This window comes from Nonomuraea sp. NPDC050404 (genome assembly GCF_040655495.1).
Classification (GTDB): Bacteria; Actinomycetota; Actinomycetes; order Streptosporangiales; family Streptosporangiaceae; genus Nonomuraea.
Window position 1 is genome coordinate 101,182 of record NZ_JBFAKB010000037.1, and the last position, 15,669, is coordinate 116,850.

The following is a 15,669-nucleotide window of genomic DNA, read 5'->3' on the forward strand; positions in this document are numbered from 1 at the left end:
GCGGTGCTTCAGAGATCGCGCGCAGTCTGCTCGATCATGACTAGGAGCGGCGCGGGTCGTAGTTCTTGAACTCGACCAGGTGGATATCGCTCTGTGATATCAGGGGCACCCCGCTGCTGGAGTCCAGCACCACCCGGCGACCCAGGGGCTCGCGCAGCGTGACACCGATCCGGTCGGTCTTCCCCATCGCGTTGCAGAACTCCACGTCGTCGTCCTGCCGGACGTCGACGTCCACGACTACCACCTCGGGCGTCTCGTGGACGCGCGAGCCGTAGGTCGTGTCGCAGGTGCCGTGCAGATAGCTCAGCTGAAGCTCCGCTGGCGCGCGCAGCTCGTAGGTGCGCACCTCCTGGATCCCGTCATTCACCGGCCGGGGCGGCCCGCCCATCGCGGCCGGGTCCACTGCGACCCGCTGGAACGGCTCCTGCACGCCTTTCACGGTGAAGTCCCACGTGGGCACCCGCACGTCCCCCCGGCTGCTGGGCATCGTGGCTTCGCCCTGGGCCACCGCGATCACCCGCAACGGCCGGCAGCCCCTGGTCGGGCACTCTTCGTCGACGAAGGACTTGGGCTTGCTGAGCCCGGCGTAGGCGGCTGTGGCCGCCAGGATCGGCACGTTTAGCGAGCCCCCATCGACCCAACGCAGCACGGCCGGGGCAGGCACCTCGACCGGGAGTTCGGTCTCCAGCTTCCAAGCACTGTTGATCAGGCTTCGCCCCACCCATCGCGGCATGCGCCCCCATTCGGGCTCCACGGTCAGGTTCCGCAGCGGGACGAACCCCTCGATCCAGGGCTCGCGCTCTGCCGAGTTCTGCCAGCGTTCGGCGACCTCACGAGCGCGTTCGGCGAACTCGTCGGCAGTGACCGGCGCTCGGGCGGAACCGCAAGCCGCCGCGAGCATGAGGAGCACTGCGGCTGAAAGCATCCGCATATACGGTAGACGTGCTGGCGGACGGCGCGGTTCGCTCAGCCGTGACCTTGGCTCAGGCACACCGTCTCTGGGCCCGCGGGCGGCGCGGCTGCCACGTTTCGCAGGTCGATGTCCTTCCAGCACGGTCCGACCGCTTCGCCCCGGCGTAGCCCGCGCAGGGCGATCCACCTGTATAGCGCGGACAGCCGGTGGGTGGCTGCTTGGGCGAGGAAGGTGTAGGTGCGGGAGGGCGTCCAGGCCATCACCGGCGACGGCCGAGGCACGGACGCGTACACGTTGATCATGGCGGCGCTGCTGAGCCGGGACCCGCGCCGCCGCTCCTCCACGCCGAGCCGGTCATGCAGGTCACGGTTCCAGGCGGCGACCCACTCGTCGGTCCACACCAGCGCCTTGGGGCGGTCGGCGCCTGGGAGTTCGACAATCACCGACGAGCACGGCTCTGCCGCCCGCCGCCGCCCTCGCTGACCAGCGCCACCCTGTCGGCGACGATGCGCCAGACGGGCGTGGATCTCTCTTATTCGTGGCAGGTGGCCGGGGCGGGTTCGGGGCGGGGCAGGTTCAGGGCGTCCATGTGTTGGTGGAAGTCGGGGGTGTAGGTGTGGGACATGCCCCAGTGGGTGAAGTGGTCACGCAGGTCGTGGCCGAAGGCGCGGGACATCAGGGCGATGGTGGCGCGCCAGGTCGCAGCGTCGTCCTGGACGGGGGGCGGGGTGTGGGGGGCGTCGCGGACCAGGCGTAGCAGGGCGGTCCAGCCGTGCCGGCCGAGGGTCAGGCCGATCTGGTGGAGCATGACCAGGTCGTTCCAGGCGCCGGCGGATCTCACGGCCTCAGCTTCGGCCGGTGCGCCTGCCTCGGCCTGCTCGTGCAGTTGGTGCAGGTAGGTGGCGGCCTTGGTGTAGGCGTCTTGGCCGAGGAGCCGGCTGGGCCGGCCGCCCGGCCCGCCACCCCCTAACCCCACCTCCTCGCGGGACCCCCAGAGCCTCCGTACGCGAGGCCCCGGGTTGCGCACCGTCCGCCGCGACACCCTCAAAGAAAGGCACCCCACCATGTCCAAGCTCAGCCTCCTGGCCGCCGGCGCCGCCGCCACCCTGGCCTGCACCGGCGTCCTGGCCTGCCCGTCGTCACCACCACGACCCCGGCCCAGGCCGCCAGTTGCACCCACAGCTACTTCGACGACCACCCCAACAGCCGCTACACCTACAACCGGGGCAACCGTGACCACCAGACCGTCTCCGGCACCGACTGGACCGATCTGGACTGCGCCCAGTTCACCGTGACCATCCCCCGCGGGCGCGTCTCCGAGACCGTTGTGTGGGTCAGCGCCGAGGTCCGCTGCCAGGGCCCCAGCAGCCTCAGCAACTGGTGCGGCGCCCGCGTACTGGCCAACGGCGTCGAACTCCAGCCCGACGAGGGCGCCGACAACGGCGACCACTTCCACTGGGACAGCGCCAACCCCGACCCCCGCCGCAAGCGCGCCCTGGCCTTCCACCGTGCCGGCACCGTCACCTGCCCGGACAACAGCGGCTGCGACGTCACCGTCACCGTCCAGGCCCGCAACAACACCCCGGCCAGCCAGCTGTGGGTCGACGACCTGGCCGTGCGCGGAGAGCTCAACACCTACCCCAGCTGACCCCGGGGCCCCGGTCCCGCAACGACGCCTCGGCCAGAGGCGACACCGGTCAAGCCCGCACCGAGACCAAAGGCCATGACCCCGGCCGAGGCCGGCGGAGCGCCCCTTGCGCCCGCCTCGTCCGGGATCCCGCAATCCTTCAGGAAGGCGACAACCACCATGTCCGAGACCATCACCGCCATCACCGCGGAGATCCGCACCGTCGACAGCAGCTACGGCGGCGGCACCGGCCCCGGCACCGACGGCTACGTCTGCCTCGGCCTGGCCGGACGCGAATTCCACGCCAACACCAGCGCCGACGACTTCGAGGACGGCGCCCAGGACGTATTCGTCTTCGGCGAGAACGCCACCGTGCTCAAACCGGAGATCAACGACCCGCGCAACCCCCAGCTCACCTTCGCCGACCTGCACGCCTACCCCGCCTACGTCCGCTTCGACCCCGCCGGCGACAACGACGACTGGCACCTGGAACGAGCCACCGTGACCATCACCGGCAGCAACGACTCCAAGGTCATCTACTCCGCGCTGGCCGGTGACCCCGACCACTGGCTCGGCAAGGACACCGGCCTGATCATGCACCTGCACCGGTAGCAGCAAGCACCGCGGCGGCCCCGGCCACACAAGGCCAGAGCCGCCGCGCGTAGCACCGCAGGTGAACCGCGGTCTACAGGATGCCCAGCACGGGCTTCTTGTGCTGACCGTCACCGCGCTCCTTGCCGTCGCCGACGCTCTTGTCGGACACAACCAGGCCGTGCGCGTTGATGGTGAAGGTCTGGCCGTCGTCGGGGCGGATGACGTTCGGGCGGGACGGGGCGGGCACGTCGTCGCTGAGGTGGGTGGTCAGGAAGTGCTTGCCGGGCCGGCGGCCGGCGAGTTCCTCGATCTCGGCGAGGCCCATGTGCCCGATCCGGCCCTGCTGCGGGAAGGTGGTGTCGCAGACCAGGACCGAGCTCTCGTCGGCGAGGGTGTCGACGGAGGGGCAGTGGGAGGTGTCGCCGGTGTAGCCGAGCCGGGCGCCGGCCTCGTCGACGATGGAGTAGCCGAGCGTGGGCACGGCGTGCTGCATCGGGTAGGCGCGTACGTGGTAGCCGCTGCCGGACCACTGGCCGCCGTGCTCGGTGTCGAGTTCGACGAACTGGGGGCGTACGTGCGGGCGGGTGGAGGCCCAGCTGCCCGGGTAGCTGAGCTCGAACAGTTGCTCCACGTGGTCGGCGAACCCGGTCGGGCCGACGAGGATGAGGTCGCTGTCGCGGGTGCGGCCGATGCCTTGTTCGAGGAACAGGAAGATGATGTCGGCGAAGTGGTCGGCGTGGAAGTGCGTGATGAGGCAGATGTCGACCTGCTTGGGGTCGAGGCCGGTACGGCGCATCGCCTTCATGGAGCCGTTCGGGGTGTCGATGAGGAGTTTGCCGTCGATGAGTGCCGAGGAGCTGAGCCGGTCGCTGAGGATCGATCCGGTGCCGATGAAATGCAGCTGCATGAGGTTGAGGCCTTTCCCGCGCAGCCGGGCCGCGCGCGGCTTGAGGGGCACGGTACGCGTCCGGAGAGCAGCGCCCGGCCTCCCTTGCGATCGGTGAATTCGCGTCGCAGGGCCGCCCGTCCGGGCACAACGGGAAGATCGCACGTACGGATCCTCGTCACCCTGCTACTACAAAGAGTAACTTTAATATTGCTTTAAGTGAGATTCCGGGATGTTCGTCGGCCGTGGATCAGGGGCGGGCGGCGGGCAGGGCGTAGGCGAACAGGTCGGCGTCGGTGGCGGTGATGTCGCCTTGGCGGTGGGTGGCCTCGGCGGCGCGGAACGCGGTCTTGGTGAGCCGGACCGCGGTGGGGTCACGGCGGGCCAGGCGGCGGGCCCAGGTCGTGGTCTCCTCGGGCAGGCGGCCGGCAGGTGCCAGGCGGTGTACGAGACCGTGGCCTGTCGCTGTGGCCGCATCGAGCACCTCACCGGTCAGTACCAGCTCACGGAGGCGGGAGATGCCGACCTCCATGGCCAGGCGCGGGCCGGCGCCGCCCCAGAGCGCGGGCACGCCGATGGTCAGCTCGGGCAGGCAGAAGGTCGCGGTGTCACTGCTGATACGCAGGTCGCAATGCGCGGCCAGGCAGACGCCCGCGCCGATCACCTTGCCGTGCACCTGAGCGATGGTGATGGCAGGGCTGGCCGACAGCGCCTGGCAGACACGCCGGCCCGCTTCCACCGCCGCGCGTACGGCACGCTGGTCACCAGCGCCGGCCAGGCGGCTCATCTCGGCGATGTCCACGCCACGGCAGAACGACGGCCCGTGCCCGGACAGCACGATGACCCGCACACCCTCCGGGGCGGCCATGGCGTCGCCGGCCTGCCCGGCGTCATAGGGGGTGTGGTCGTCGTGCAGCCGCTCCACCGCGGCGGCCAGTTCCTTCAGCATGGCCACGGTCAGCATGTTGTGCTCGTGCGGCCGGTTCAGCTGAATCCGTGCCACCGACCCGTCCCGCTTGACGGTGACCAGCGGGGCGGGCGCCGAAGCGTCCCGTGGATCGTCGGAGACGATCCCGCCGGGGAGCCGGCCTTGCCCGTGCTCCGGGGCGCTGGTGTGCGGGTCGATGAGTCCGGTCATGACGGGTGGCCTCCAAGATGTGGGATCGGCGATGGGTGACGGATGACGCGGCGGGCACGCGGCGTACCAGATGACGGGCGCCCGAGCCGGGTATGCGGCGCCGGAGCACGGAGCGCCCGGCGCTACAAGCGGATCCCTCACAAGTGAGGGAGTTGCCGTCGCCGTCAGATGTCGGGTTCGACGAGCTGGCTTGTCATGCTGCGGAAAGTCACCCCGGGTGGGCGCTGGGGCGGTGCGGCGGCTCGCAACGGCGGGCAGCGCCGCAGCAGGGCGGGCAGGACAAGACCGGCCAGCATACGGGCCAGGGCGGCGCCGAGACAGTAGTGAATGCCGCCCCCGAAGGCCAGCGTGGTGGCGGCCGGGGTGCGGCGCAGATCCAGCCGCTCGGCCTCCGGAGCCACGGCATCGTCGCGCTGTGCCGATCCGAGCAGCAGGTGCACCAGGGTGCCGCGGGAGACGGGCAAGCCACCGATGTCGGTGTCGCGCGTGGCGACGCGGTGCGTCATCTGCAGAGGGACGTCCCAGCGCAGCAGTTCTTCCACCGCGACGGAGATCGCGCCGGGGGCCGCGCCGGGATCGGCGTCGAGCTGGGCGGCGAGCCGGTCCGCCTGGTCACGGTGCGCGGCCAGGGCCACCACCATCGCCGACAGCATGCCGGCCATCGTCTCGCCGACGCCGACCAGCACGACGGTGGCCACCGACCGGGCCAGTTCGGGCTCGTCCTGGCCGCCGTCGTCCTGGGCCCGGATCAGGTCGGTGAGCAGATCGTCGCGCGGCTCGCGGCGGCGCTGCTCGATGGCGCGGTCCATGTACGCGCCGAGGGTGCGAGCCGCCTGATCGGCCCGCTTGACCTGGGCGGGCGTAGGGGAAAGATCCAGCACCTGGGTGTAGTCGAAGACCAGGCCGCGCAGCAGCTCCCCGTCACCGGCCGGCAGACCGACGAGCTCGCACATCATGGCGGCGGGCAGGGCATGCGCCACCGTGGCGACGAAATCGGCGCGCCCGTCACGCTCCAAGGCAGTGGTCAAGGCGTCGATGCAGGCATCGACGTGCCCGCCCATGGCCGGAGCGAGCCGATCCAGCGCGCGCCGGGCCACCCGGGGCGCGGCCGCCTGCCGATGCCAGGTGTGCTCGGGCGGGTCGAGCTGGAGCATGCCCCGGGTGCATTCCACCGCGGTCAGCCCCGAGCGCCAGCCCGGCGTGTGCTCATCACGCCAGACCGCACTGGGCACCAGCCACGTCTTGTCCTTGATCACGCGTGCGCATTCGGCGTAATGCGGCAGCAGCAGACCGCCCCACGGCGTCGGGATCGCCCGGCCGAGCGCCCGCAGGCGAGCGTAGATCGGGTACGGGTCGTCTCTGCCAGGGCCGGAGCGCAGTCGCCGGAGGAGGCCGATCGCCGCTCGCGAATCCGCGGCAGGGCTGAAGGACGGGGCGACGGCTGCGTCGAACACTTCAGTCACTCTGTGCATCTTAATAGTAACTCTTTGTGCTCGGCCAGGGGTGCTCGGATCCGTCAGCCAAGCCACTTGCCGACTCAAGCACTGCGGAATGCGCGCGAGAGCACGGGCCGCTGTTTCATACCCGTAGCGCCTGAGCCGCTGTTCACGACCTCCATGACGAACGACTCTCTCCCGGTGATCTGCGGTTATCTGCCGCCGGCCACCACGCAGGTCATCGGAGGAAGCATGCAGGTGCAGCGGGTCTTGTCGCCCGTCACAGGGTTGCCCGCCAACGCCCATCCCGCGCTCACCGTGACCGCGGCCCCGACCACGGTCGGCGCGGGCAACGACACGACGATCACCATCAGCGGCACCTCCAACGGGGCACGGATCGACGTGTCCGCCGTGAACGGCACCGGCGGCACCACCGGGTCACTGCCATCGTTCAGCACCATCAGCAGCTTCGGCGGCGGCATCACCTCCGCCACCGAAGTCGGCACCGTCGACCGGCTCGCCCTGCCGAACCTGACCAACGAACAGTCGTTCTCCTACACCCTGACCGTCACCATCGACGACGCCACCACCACCACCACCGCGGGCGCCTTCACCTCCCGCGCCCAGTTCTACACCTCCGGCGGCTCCACCCTGGGCCCCACCACCGGGCCCGTCATCACCATCACCACGCCGCTGCCCGACCTTAAGGCGACCAAAACCAACGCCACCTACAACACGCTCACCCAGGTGGTCACCTTCCGCTGGAACCTGACCAACATCGGCACCGCCCCCGCCACCGGACGCACCGTGACCATGGACGTCACCCCCACCGGCCTGCTCAGCGCTTCCGGGATCGGCTGCACCGGAGGACCGGACAACGAAACCTGCCCCGGCCCCGACCTCGGTGTCGGGGCATCGGCCAACGCCATCTTCCCGCGCGCCGTCTCCCTGCTGGCGCTCGGGAACTACACGGTGACCATTCCCAGACATGGCCAGACTCCGACACGACGAACCGCCAACCCGAGCCTCGATCACCCAGCTTGCCAAGATCAGCCAGGCACAGACAAGCCAGAACTCTTCAACGGCCTCGATCACCCAGGTCATCGCCCTGAGACTCCTTCTGACCCGAGGTGCCCATCTGCACCTGGCCGATCTCCACCACATGAACGATCGGGCACCGGGGGTATCGGTCCGTCGTGTCCGGATGTGGCCATACGCGGGGGGATTGCCGGGGTGCAGGTTCGGGCGCACACTCACCTCTGGTAGGTACCGCACCCCACCTCAGTTGCATCAGTCCTAGGCCGAGGAGGGCGGCCACTCCTACCTTCTTCACGGCGCGCGGCCGGGCAGCCTTCAAGGCGAACTCTGGGCCCGGTGTAGCACTCATGATCGCAACCACCTCACGTCCCTGACGTGACGGGTGTCTGCGCTCGGGGGATCATCGCCCGCCCCGCCGACCGGCTGGTGGCCGTCTCGTGCGACGGGCGCCGCAACAGGCGCTTCGTCTCCGGGCTTGAGAAGAAAGTGCCCCGCGTCCTTCTGAAGGGGAATTCATGCACCTCCTCATCACCTCGCACTGTGCCCACCGGCGCACGGTCCAGCCGCCTGCCGATCTCGGTGATCGCCGCCCTGGCGCTGGGGTTCGCGGTCGTCACTTCGACTGCCTCCCCCGCCTGGGCCGTAGCTCCGGCCAACGACAACTTCGCCAACGCTCAGGCGCACACCGGGCCGTTCAGCGACACGGTCAGCAACGTCGATGCCACCGTCGAGGGCAGTGAGCCGGCGGCGTCCTGCTCGGGGGTATCGCCCTACAAGACGGTGTGGTGCTCGCTGACCCTGTCCACCGCCGCCACGGTCCACGCCGACGCCTTCGGCTCCAACTTCGGCACCGTACTGACCGTCCACACCTGCGCCAGCCTCGGCACGCTGACCGAGGTCGCCTGCAACGACGACTTCGCCGGCATCCTCGCCCCATCCGAGCTAACCTTCTCCGCCAGCGCCTCGACCACTTACTGGATCCGCGTCGACGGCTTCTCCGATGGACGACCGCCCCCCGCCAACCTCCCCGACGGCACCGCGGTGCTCGCCGTCCAGACGGTGCCCACCTGCAGCTTGTGTCAGATGCTCGCTCCTCCGACCTGACCCGGCCCAACGGGCACGGCTTGCCGAGATCCGCGACAACTTGATCGCCCGAATCACCGAAGCTGAACAGGAGGGATGGCTCGGTGAGATCGAAGGACTCCAAGTCAGCCTCGCCAGCGCAGAGGAGAAGCTCGCCCAGCTCGATGCAGAGCAAGTCCGTCAACGCCAAGTGGTTGATCTCGGCATGCCCCGCTTCAGCCAGATCGCGACACGAATCAGTACGGCAAGAGGACCTTCAAGTTGGCCGAGCTCATCCACGCGGATGATCTACACCACCCCGACCCAGGCCACGGGCCACGCTCTACGGGCGGCGGGCCAGCAAATGGGTGTCGAGGAAGCCCCGCTCGGACGCTGGGTCGTGGAGCAACCGAGCAACCGTGACGAGTCCGGCCCCGGTCAGCAACTCGGCAAACTGCTCCGCCGGCCAGCTATAGGCGGGCGCCACCTTGTGGTCGAAGCGGACCGGCTCCGGTCCCTCGGTCCCGAAGAAGGACACCAGGAGCAGGCCCCCTGGCGTCAGGACACGCACCTGTTCGGCGAGCAGCGCGGGCAATTCTCCAGGTGGGGTATGGATCATCGAGTAGTGGGCCAGCACTCCGCCGAGCGCGCCGTCCTCGATCGGCAGGGCCTCCATTCGCGCTTCGTCGAACCGCAGCGTCGGATGGGCCCGCCGGGCGTGGGCGACCATAGCCGGGGAGAGGTCGAGCCCGAAGGAGTCCAGCCCCAAGTCGTGCAGCATAGCTGTCAGATGCCCGGGTCCGCACCCGACGTCGGCTGCACGCAGGTTCCCCGTGCCACGCACGAGCTCGGCGAAGGTCCCGATCATGTTCCGCGCGAACGGCTGCGTCTCCAACCGATTAGCAAACATCGACGCGTACAGCTCGACGACCCCGTCGTAGGCCGCCCTGGTCTCGTCCTGGTGTTTTAACACGGGAAGGAAACTAACACCCGCGCCATTCGCACCCGTTCTCCGGCCCCACACCGGACCTCCCCTTCAGGACTGATCGTCCCGTCACCTGATCACAGGGCACACTCTCGTTGGTTCAGAGAAGCTTGCCTGAGATGCCCCATGATCAACATCAGCCCGAAGATGTTGCCCCGCCTCGACGAGATCGAGACCGCCCTTTTGGCCCGCCGAGCCCGAGCCGACGCCGAGGGCTGGCTCAGTGAGATCGAAGGCATCGACCTCACCCTCACCTTTCTCCGCCAGAAGCGAGACCAGACCCGCCGACTCGCCAAAATCGCCCCAATCGATCTGGGCATGCCGGACATTCGCTCCACTCGGTCATGACACGCGATCATCGGGCACTGCCCTTCCCCTCGCCCTCGACGCCGAGCGGTGCGAAGGCGTCGAGCACCGCTTGCCGCACCTCGGCTTGCCGAGGTCTTGTCCGGTTCGGCCAGGCGGGGCAGCATCTTGGGGTTGACGCGCGGCATTGGGCAGCGGATGCAGGCTTCGTCGGGCAGGTCCGCGCTCGATCGTTTGCGGGGACGGCTCAGTCGAGAGGCTTTCCGTGGCGGCGGGGCGTCGGAGACGGCGGCATGACCGCCTCGCGAAGCTCGGCGGCGGCCTGGGTCATGAGCTGGGAAAGGGTGGTGTCCGGCGTGGCCAGCCAGCGGGGCAGTGCGCGCCGGTGGATCGCCAGCACCACGTCGATGATGAAGCGTGCCTTGCCGGGCTCGACTCCGCGGCGCTCGATCGCCGGCGCCAGCGCGTCGGCGATGGAGGCGAGCTTGATCAGATCGCGCTCGGCCAGTGCCGGGTTGGCGGCGATCACTCTGCCCCGGCGCAACAGGAACTCGCGTGGGCGAAAGATCTCTTCCGCGGTTCCCAGCGCGCTCAGCAGCGCCTCGATCGGCGTGAGACCCGGATCGGCCGCCTCGACCTGAGCGACGAGGTGGGCCTCGAGCTCGTCGCCGGCGAAGAGGACTTCCCGCTTGTCGGGGAAGTAGCGGTAAAAGGAGCGCTCCTTCAGACCGGCGGCGCCCGCGATCTGCGCGACCGAGGTGCGCTCGAATCCCTGTGACTCGAACAGTTCGAGTGCCGCGCGCTCCAGCCGGCCCTGTGCGTCAGATTCCCATCTCGGCATACGCATCAGCGTACGACAACAGCATCTGTTGTCACGATGCTAGGGTGACGCGACAACAGATGCTGTCATCACAAGAGAGGTGTCATGAAGGCTCTTCAATTCGACCGGTTCGGTTCCCCAGACGTGGTCGTGCTCCGCGACGTCCCGCAGCCGGAGCCGGGACCTGGCCAGATCCGGATCGCCGTGCGGGCGTGCGGCCTCACACCGGCCGACTGGCACATCGTCGACGGTCTGCTCGCCGACCATCTGCCGCCGCTGCCGCGCGGGCTCGGCTTGGAGATCGCGGGCACGGTCGACGCGCTCGGTGAGGGCGTCACCGGAGTCCGGATCGGCGACCGCGTGTTCGGCCCGGCCACCTTCGACGGTCCGACGGCCGGGGCTGCCGAGTACGCGCTGATGCCGGCCTGGGCCCGCATCCCCGACGGCGTCACCGACGAGCAGGCCGCCGCGCTGCCCATGGCGGCTGAGACGGCGTGGCGCGCGCTCGACGACCTCGGCGTCCAGCCGGGCGAACTGCTGCTTGTCCACGGCGCCGGCAGCACCGTGGGCGAAGCGGCGGTGCGCTTCGCGCTGCACCGGGGTATTCGGGTGATTGCCACCGCCGGGCAGACCCGGACAGCAGCCCTGGAAGAGATCGGCGCCCAGGTGACCGCTTACGGCGACGGCATGGCCGAACGCATCAGGGCACTGTCCGCAGGCCCCGTCGACCGCGCCCTGGACACGGTGCCGACCGGCGGCCGGATCGACCGCGCCGACCAGCCTGCTCCGGCCGGCGGCTCACTGCCGGCCCTGATCGAGTTGACCGGTGACCCCGACCGTGTTCTCACCGTCTCGGACTTCGCCGCCGCGACTGACCTGGGCGTCCGGATCACCACCGAGATCCGCTACGACCGGATGGACGAATTCGCCCGGCTCGCCGGCGAAGGCATCCTGGTCCTACCGGTCGCCCGCACCTACACGCTCGACCAGGTCCAGGAAGCGGCCGAACTCAGCCAATCGCGCCGACCCGGCGGCAAGCTCATGCTCGTCTTGTGAGCTGTGATCACCCCGCCGGCCTGGCAGGCGAGACGGACCTCCGATCAGGGGCGCGGGTGCATCCAGATCGCTTCGCTCGACCGGGTGCCCACATGACGCCCAGGGCGGATACTACGGCGACCCTGTGGGTGCCAAGAACTCGGCCACCCTAAGCGACCTGCGTGTACTCGTGGATCAGCCCGCCGAGGCGATCACATCGGATGACGTTGATTTCGTCCTCGACCGGGTCGGGAAGGGCTCGTAAAGGAGCGGCCTGGCCCAGGGAGCGAGATGGGTCTCGTAGATCGCCGGCACGCGTCGTAAGTGGCGGGCGTTGACGATCAGGATCCGATCGAGAAGTTCTCGGCGAAGGCCACCGATCCAGCGTTCGGCGAACGTGTTGAACAGCACAGTGTCGCAAGGGAAGAAGTCGCAGGCCAAGATCCCCTCAGCTTGCGCACGCAGGAACTCATTCCAGGTCGGTCCTGCGCGTCGCGGCGCTGGGTCGATGCCGGCCTTCTTCAAGATGAGCCACACGGTGGAGGCCCCGGCCCGGTAGCCCAGAGCGGCGAGTTCCCCGGCCATCCGCCGGTAACCCCACAGCGGATTTGCCGGGCTCTACGAAGTACCAAGGTCCGAATGGAGGCGCGGGTGGGCGGCCGCCCTGGCTGCGGCACTTGAAGGTCCATCGCCGCCGTACCAGATCGACGTGCCAGCGCAGCAGCGTGCCAGGCGTCACGAACAACCGCCGGCGACCGGCTGGAGACAGCAGCCGCGCCGGTGCGCTGATCACCGCCCGATCCGCCCACGACGGCCGAGGTCTGGCCACCTGCCGACGCAACACCGCGAGCTGAGGACGCAAGACGAGGATCACCGCGTCCTTGGACCTCTGCGAGCGATCCAGCAGCACCAGCCAACCAGCGAGCCGGACGAAGATCAGATAAGCAGCTGCAGCGCCATGAAAAGCGACAGAACCGGAACACCAAAGCCCAGGTCAGCCCCGACGGCCGAGTTTCGGGCACCCACACGGTCCACTGGTGTGGTGTGCCGAATCTCCGACTCCCGGACGTTGCACTTCGCGGGGGTGAGCTGTGCCCCCCAGGGGTAGATGTCACCGCGCAGGCCGCGGGCGGCCTTCTCCCACTGCTGACTGGTCGGCGGCACCCACCCGGCAAGGAGCACCTGGCAGGAACTCCACGATCGTTGATGCGGCGGGGCGGAGGGCCTCGGCGCTACGCTTCGGTGATCCTCGGGTCATGGCCCTGGCCGGCGCCCTGTGCCGGACACTGCTTGCCCGCGACCGGCTCAACCATCAAGAACCTTCGCCTCTTGATGGCCGGGCTGCTCGGCACCACCGGCTCCAGCACGGGCCAGATGACCTACGGCTTCGTCGAAGGCCGGCGTGTCGCGCGCCCGCTTCACCCCTGCCGCGTTCGTCCTTTGGGTCGCTGGCTGTTAGGGCTGCCCCGTCGGCCGATCAACGGTGGGGACGGGGTTCATCCTGGCGTCGGGTGGCGTGGATGGAGCCGAGGAGGTCGAGGGCCCGGGCGCTGGCGCTGCCCGGTTCGGCGTGGTAGATCACGAGCTGTTGTCCAGGGGTGTCGCGTACGTCGAAAGCCTGGTACGTGAGCGTGAGAGGGCCGACGTCGGGGTGCAGGAAGTGCTTGGCGTCCTGGGTTTTGCCGCGTACGGTGTGGGCGTTCCAGAGGCGGGCGAAGTTCGCACTCTGATCGGTGAGGGTGCGGACGAGTCCGGCCAGTCGCGGGTCGTCCGGGTCGAAGCCGGCCGCTTGGCGGAGGTTGGCGACGACGGATTGGGCCGCCCGGTCCCAGTCGGTGTAGAAGCTCCGGCCGGCGGGATCAAGGAAGGTCATGCGGGCCAGGTTGTCCGCCGGCTCGAACGGGGCGTAGAGGGCGTCGGCCAGTGCGTTGGCGGCCAGGATGTCCAGGGTCCGGTTCATCACATACGCCGGGGTGTTGGGGTAGCCGTCCATCAACTGGCGCAGCGCCGGGCTGACCCGGTCGGGGACGTGGGCGGAGAGCCGGTCGCCTGGTGCGGTCCCGGCCAGGCGGTACAGGTGAGCCCGGGCGTCCGTGTCGAGGCGCAACGCGCGGCTGAGGGCGTCGAGCACCTGAGCTGAAGGGTTGCGCTCGCGGCCTTGTTCCAGCCGGGTGTAGTAGTCGGCGTTCACACCGGCCAGGACGGCGACCTCCTCGCGGCGCAGCCCGGCGACTCTGCGGGCCCCGTAGCTCGCCATGCCGACGTCCTCCGGCCGCAAGGCGGCACGGCGGGCGCGCAGGAACTCTCCCAGGTGGTTGCCGTCCATGCGGCCAGGGTATGCGGCGGCCTTGTCCGCTGCCTGGGTGCGCCGCACCCAGGCGGCGAACGTCCTGGTTGATACCCGCTGACCTGCGCAGACTTGGCGGAGCGGGCCGAATTCCATGGAGCGGGCAAGAGACACAGCGCGTACACGGTGACCGGCAGCGCGCCCGAAGCATGACAGGACCTGATCGAACAGACGACATCAACGTGAAATCCGGAGGCTCTCCCATGGCAGGACAACGACTCAACGGCAAGGTCGTGCTGATCACCGGCGCGACCGGCGGTCTCGGCACGGCGACCGCCGAACTCTTCGCCCGCGAGGGCGCCCGGCTGGTGATCACCGATGTCGCCGAAGGGCCCCTGCGGGACCTGGCCGGCAGGATCGAGGCCCTCGGCGCGGAGGTCATCGCCGCCCCGCTCGATGTCTCCTCCGTGCCGCAGTGGGACGACGTGATCGACCTTGTACGCAACCGTTTCGGCACGCTGAACGTGCTGGTGAACCTCGCCGGCATCGTGGACTGGCCCGGCGTCGAGGACACCTCGGAGGACGCCTGGGACCGCGTCATCGCCGTAAATCAGAAGGGCACCTGGCTCGGCATGAAGGCGGCGTTGCCGCTCCTGCGCGGGAGCGGCAACGCCTCGGTGATCAACACCTCGTCGGTGCTCGGTCTCGTGGGAAGCGGCTCCGCCGCGGCCTACCAGGCGTCCAAGGGCGCGGTGCGCCTGCTGAGCAAGACCGCCGCGGTCGAGTACGCGCGGCAGGGAGTGCGGGTCAACTCGGTGCATCCCGGGGTCATCGCGACCCCGATGATCCAAGAGATCCTGGACGAGCAGGGCGACCAGCAGCCGGACATCCAGCGCACCCCGATGCGCCGGGCCGGCCGCGCCGACGAGGTCGCACCCGCCTACCTCTTTCTCGCCTGCGACGACTCCTCGTTCGTCACCGGTTCGGAGCTTGTGGTCGACGGCGGGCTCACCGCGTACTGAGCAGCCAGACCGCGCAACGGCGATCCAGCCGCCTCGCACCATCCGCCGTCTCACCTCATCAACCCAGGAAATGGACCATGACACCAGCCAAACCGACCGCTGAGGCCGCCGAAACCGCCGAGACCGCCGAGTTCGCGGGCAAGGTCGCCCTCGTCACCGGCGCGGCGCGCGGCGTGGGCAAGGAGACCGTACGACTGCTGCACCGCCGCGGGGCACGCGTCGTCGCCCTCGACCAGCGCCAGGAGGTGAAGGAACTGCCCGTCGAGTTTCCGGGCGTTCACTCACTCCTCGGCGACGTCACCGACGAGCAGGTCGCGCAACGCGCGGTGCGGGCGCCGATCGACGTCTTCGGCGGTCTCGACATCCTGGTCAGCAACGCCGGACAGGCGCTCAACAAGCCGATCACGGAGACGACGGCCCAGGATTGGGACGCCGTGATGGCGGTCAACGCCCGCGGCTCGTTCTTCTTCGCCCGTGAGGCGTTCCGCGCGATGGGCGAACGTGGCGGAGGAGCCATCGT

Annotated in this window: 18 protein-coding genes; 8 read left to right on the forward strand and 10 right to left on the reverse strand. The window is 69.3% G+C overall.

Annotated features, from left to right (window positions below; all coding sequences use genetic code 11):
- Nucleotides 1-40: 40 nt before the first annotated feature.
- The 3 genes from AB0I81_RS55925 to AB0I81_RS55935 all read right to left on the reverse strand — a co-directional run bounded on the left by AB0I81_RS55925 (nt 41) and on the right by AB0I81_RS55935 (nt 1,889).
- Entirely contained in the window at nt 41-925 is an 885-nt protein-coding gene (locus AB0I81_RS55925; RefSeq protein ID WP_360677095.1) for a hypothetical protein, read from the reverse strand.
- 41 nt (nt 926-966) lie between these two features.
- Entirely contained in the window at nt 967-1,356 is a 390-nt protein-coding gene (locus AB0I81_RS55930; RefSeq protein ID WP_360677097.1) for a hypothetical protein, read from the reverse strand.
- A gap of 89 nt (nt 1,357-1,445) precedes the next feature.
- Nucleotides 1,446-1,889: a M60 family metallopeptidase gene (locus tag AB0I81_RS55935; protein WP_360677099.1), complete on the reverse strand. Its 444-nt coding sequence runs from the start codon at nt 1,887-1,889 to the stop codon at nt 1,446-1,448.
- A gap of 315 nt (nt 1,890-2,204) precedes the next feature.
- On the opposite strand from AB0I81_RS55935, the gene AB0I81_RS55940 reads away from it, so the two are divergent.
- Both AB0I81_RS55940 and AB0I81_RS55945 read left to right on the forward strand, forming a co-directional pair.
- Nucleotides 2,205-2,561, forward strand: a complete 357-nt coding sequence (locus AB0I81_RS55940) for a hypothetical protein (protein WP_360677101.1) — start codon at nt 2,205-2,207, stop codon at nt 2,559-2,561.
- Nucleotides 2,562-2,720: 159 nt separating this feature from the next.
- Nucleotides 2,721-3,152 (forward strand): hypothetical protein, encoded by a 432-nt coding sequence (locus AB0I81_RS55945; RefSeq protein WP_360677103.1) that lies wholly within the window; start codon nt 2,721-2,723, stop codon nt 3,150-3,152.
- 73 nt (nt 3,153-3,225) lie between these two features.
- Here AB0I81_RS55945 and AB0I81_RS55950 read toward each other — a convergent pair whose 3' ends face one another.
- The 3 genes from AB0I81_RS55950 to AB0I81_RS55960 form a co-directional block, all read right to left on the reverse strand.
- Complete coding sequence (locus AB0I81_RS55950; RefSeq protein WP_360677105.1) at nt 3,226-4,041, reverse strand: ribonuclease Z; 816 nt, start codon at nt 4,039-4,041, stop codon at nt 3,226-3,228.
- A gap of 229 nt (nt 4,042-4,270) precedes the next feature.
- Nucleotides 4,271-5,158: an enoyl-CoA hydratase/isomerase family protein gene (locus tag AB0I81_RS55955; protein ID WP_360677107.1), complete on the reverse strand. Its 888-nt coding sequence runs from the start codon at nt 5,156-5,158 to the stop codon at nt 4,271-4,273.
- 164 nt (nt 5,159-5,322) lie between these two features.
- Entirely contained in the window at nt 5,323-6,621 is a 1,299-nt protein-coding gene (locus AB0I81_RS55960; protein ID WP_360677109.1) for a cytochrome P450, read from the reverse strand.
- 225 nt (nt 6,622-6,846) lie between these two features.
- Between AB0I81_RS55960 and AB0I81_RS55965 the strand changes: the two genes are divergently transcribed.
- Nucleotides 6,847-7,860 carry a hypothetical protein gene (locus tag AB0I81_RS55965; protein ID WP_360677111.1) on the forward strand — a complete coding sequence of 338 codons (1,014 nt, stop codon included), beginning with the start codon at nt 6,847-6,849 and terminating at the stop codon, nt 7,858-7,860.
- Nucleotides 7,861-8,172: 312 nt separating this feature from the next.
- Nucleotides 8,173-8,736, forward strand: a complete 564-nt coding sequence (locus tag AB0I81_RS55970) for a hypothetical protein (protein WP_360677113.1) — start codon at nt 8,173-8,175, stop codon at nt 8,734-8,736.
- Nucleotides 8,737-9,037: 301 nt separating this feature from the next.
- Here AB0I81_RS55970 and AB0I81_RS55975 read toward each other — a convergent pair whose 3' ends face one another.
- Nucleotides 9,038-9,667, reverse strand: a complete 630-nt coding sequence (locus AB0I81_RS55975) for a class I SAM-dependent methyltransferase (RefSeq protein WP_185110958.1) — start codon at nt 9,665-9,667, stop codon at nt 9,038-9,040.
- Between the two features lie 138 nt (nt 9,668-9,805).
- On the opposite strand from AB0I81_RS55975, the gene AB0I81_RS55980 reads away from it, so the two are divergent.
- A complete protein-coding gene (locus tag AB0I81_RS55980) occupies nt 9,806-10,027 on the forward strand; it encodes a recombinase (RefSeq protein WP_360677115.1) in 222 nt (73 codons plus the stop codon).
- Between the two features lie 205 nt (nt 10,028-10,232).
- Here the strand turns inward: AB0I81_RS55980 and AB0I81_RS55985 are convergent, their stop codons facing one another.
- A complete protein-coding gene (locus AB0I81_RS55985; protein WP_360677117.1) occupies nt 10,233-10,826 on the reverse strand; it encodes a helix-turn-helix domain-containing protein in 594 nt (197 codons plus the stop codon).
- A gap of 84 nt (nt 10,827-10,910) precedes the next feature.
- Between AB0I81_RS55985 and AB0I81_RS55990 the strand changes: the two genes are divergently transcribed.
- A complete protein-coding gene (locus tag AB0I81_RS55990) occupies nt 10,911-11,861 on the forward strand; it encodes an NADP-dependent oxidoreductase (protein ID WP_360677119.1) in 951 nt (316 codons plus the stop codon).
- 174 nt (nt 11,862-12,035) lie between these two features.
- Here AB0I81_RS55990 and AB0I81_RS55995 read toward each other — a convergent pair whose 3' ends face one another.
- Nucleotides 12,036-12,425, reverse strand: a complete 390-nt coding sequence (locus tag AB0I81_RS55995; protein ID WP_360677121.1) for a hypothetical protein — start codon at nt 12,423-12,425, stop codon at nt 12,036-12,038.
- 892 nt (nt 12,426-13,317) lie between these two features.
- Nucleotides 13,318-14,166 (reverse strand): helix-turn-helix transcriptional regulator, encoded by an 849-nt coding sequence (locus tag AB0I81_RS56000; protein ID WP_360677123.1) that lies wholly within the window; start codon nt 14,164-14,166, stop codon nt 13,318-13,320.
- Nucleotides 14,167-14,390: 224 nt separating this feature from the next.
- On the opposite strand from AB0I81_RS56000, the gene AB0I81_RS56005 reads away from it, so the two are divergent.
- Both AB0I81_RS56005 and AB0I81_RS56010 read left to right on the forward strand, forming a co-directional pair.
- Nucleotides 14,391-15,149, forward strand: coding sequence for a glucose 1-dehydrogenase (locus tag AB0I81_RS56005; protein ID WP_360677125.1), 759 nt, complete (start codon nt 14,391-14,393; stop codon nt 15,147-15,149).
- Between the two features lie 77 nt (nt 15,150-15,226).
- Nucleotides 15,227-15,669, forward strand: a 443-nt coding sequence (locus AB0I81_RS56010) for an SDR family NAD(P)-dependent oxidoreductase (RefSeq protein ID WP_360677127.1), incomplete at its 3' end; no start/stop codon positions are given.

What these genes read in the sequence shown, in the direction of transcription:
- AB0I81_RS55985 (WP_360677117.1), bottom strand. Translation starts at nt 10,826, where the DNA reads ATGCCGAGATGGGAATCTGACGCACAGGGCCGGCTGGAGCGCGCGGCA.
- AB0I81_RS55995 (WP_360677121.1), bottom strand. Translation starts at nt 12,425, where the DNA reads ATGGCCGGGGAACTCGCCGCTCTGGGCTACCGGGCCGGGGCCTCCACC.
- AB0I81_RS55965 (WP_360677111.1), top strand. Translation starts at nt 6,847, where the DNA reads ATGCAGGTGCAGCGGGTCTTGTCGCCCGTCACAGGGTTGCCCGCCAAC.
- AB0I81_RS55945 (WP_360677103.1), top strand. Translation starts at nt 2,721, where the DNA reads ATGTCCGAGACCATCACCGCCATCACCGCGGAGATCCGCACCGTCGAC.
- AB0I81_RS55925 (WP_360677095.1), bottom strand. Translation starts at nt 925, where the DNA reads ATGCTTTCAGCCGCAGTGCTCCTCATGCTCGCGGCGGCTTGCGGTTCC.
- AB0I81_RS56005 (WP_360677125.1), top strand. Translation starts at nt 14,391, where the DNA reads ATGGCAGGACAACGACTCAACGGCAAGGTCGTGCTGATCACCGGCGCG.
- AB0I81_RS55980 (WP_360677115.1), top strand. Translation starts at nt 9,806, where the DNA reads ATGATCAACATCAGCCCGAAGATGTTGCCCCGCCTCGACGAGATCGAG.
- AB0I81_RS55950 (WP_360677105.1), bottom strand. Translation starts at nt 4,041, where the DNA reads ATGCAGCTGCATTTCATCGGCACCGGATCGATCCTCAGCGACCGGCTC.
- AB0I81_RS56000 (WP_360677123.1), bottom strand. Translation starts at nt 14,166, where the DNA reads ATGGACGGCAACCACCTGGGAGAGTTCCTGCGCGCCCGCCGTGCCGCC.
- AB0I81_RS55955 (WP_360677107.1), bottom strand. Translation starts at nt 5,158, where the DNA reads ATGACCGGACTCATCGACCCGCACACCAGCGCCCCGGAGCACGGGCAA.
- AB0I81_RS55990 (WP_360677119.1), top strand. Translation starts at nt 10,911, where the DNA reads ATGAAGGCTCTTCAATTCGACCGGTTCGGTTCCCCAGACGTGGTCGTG.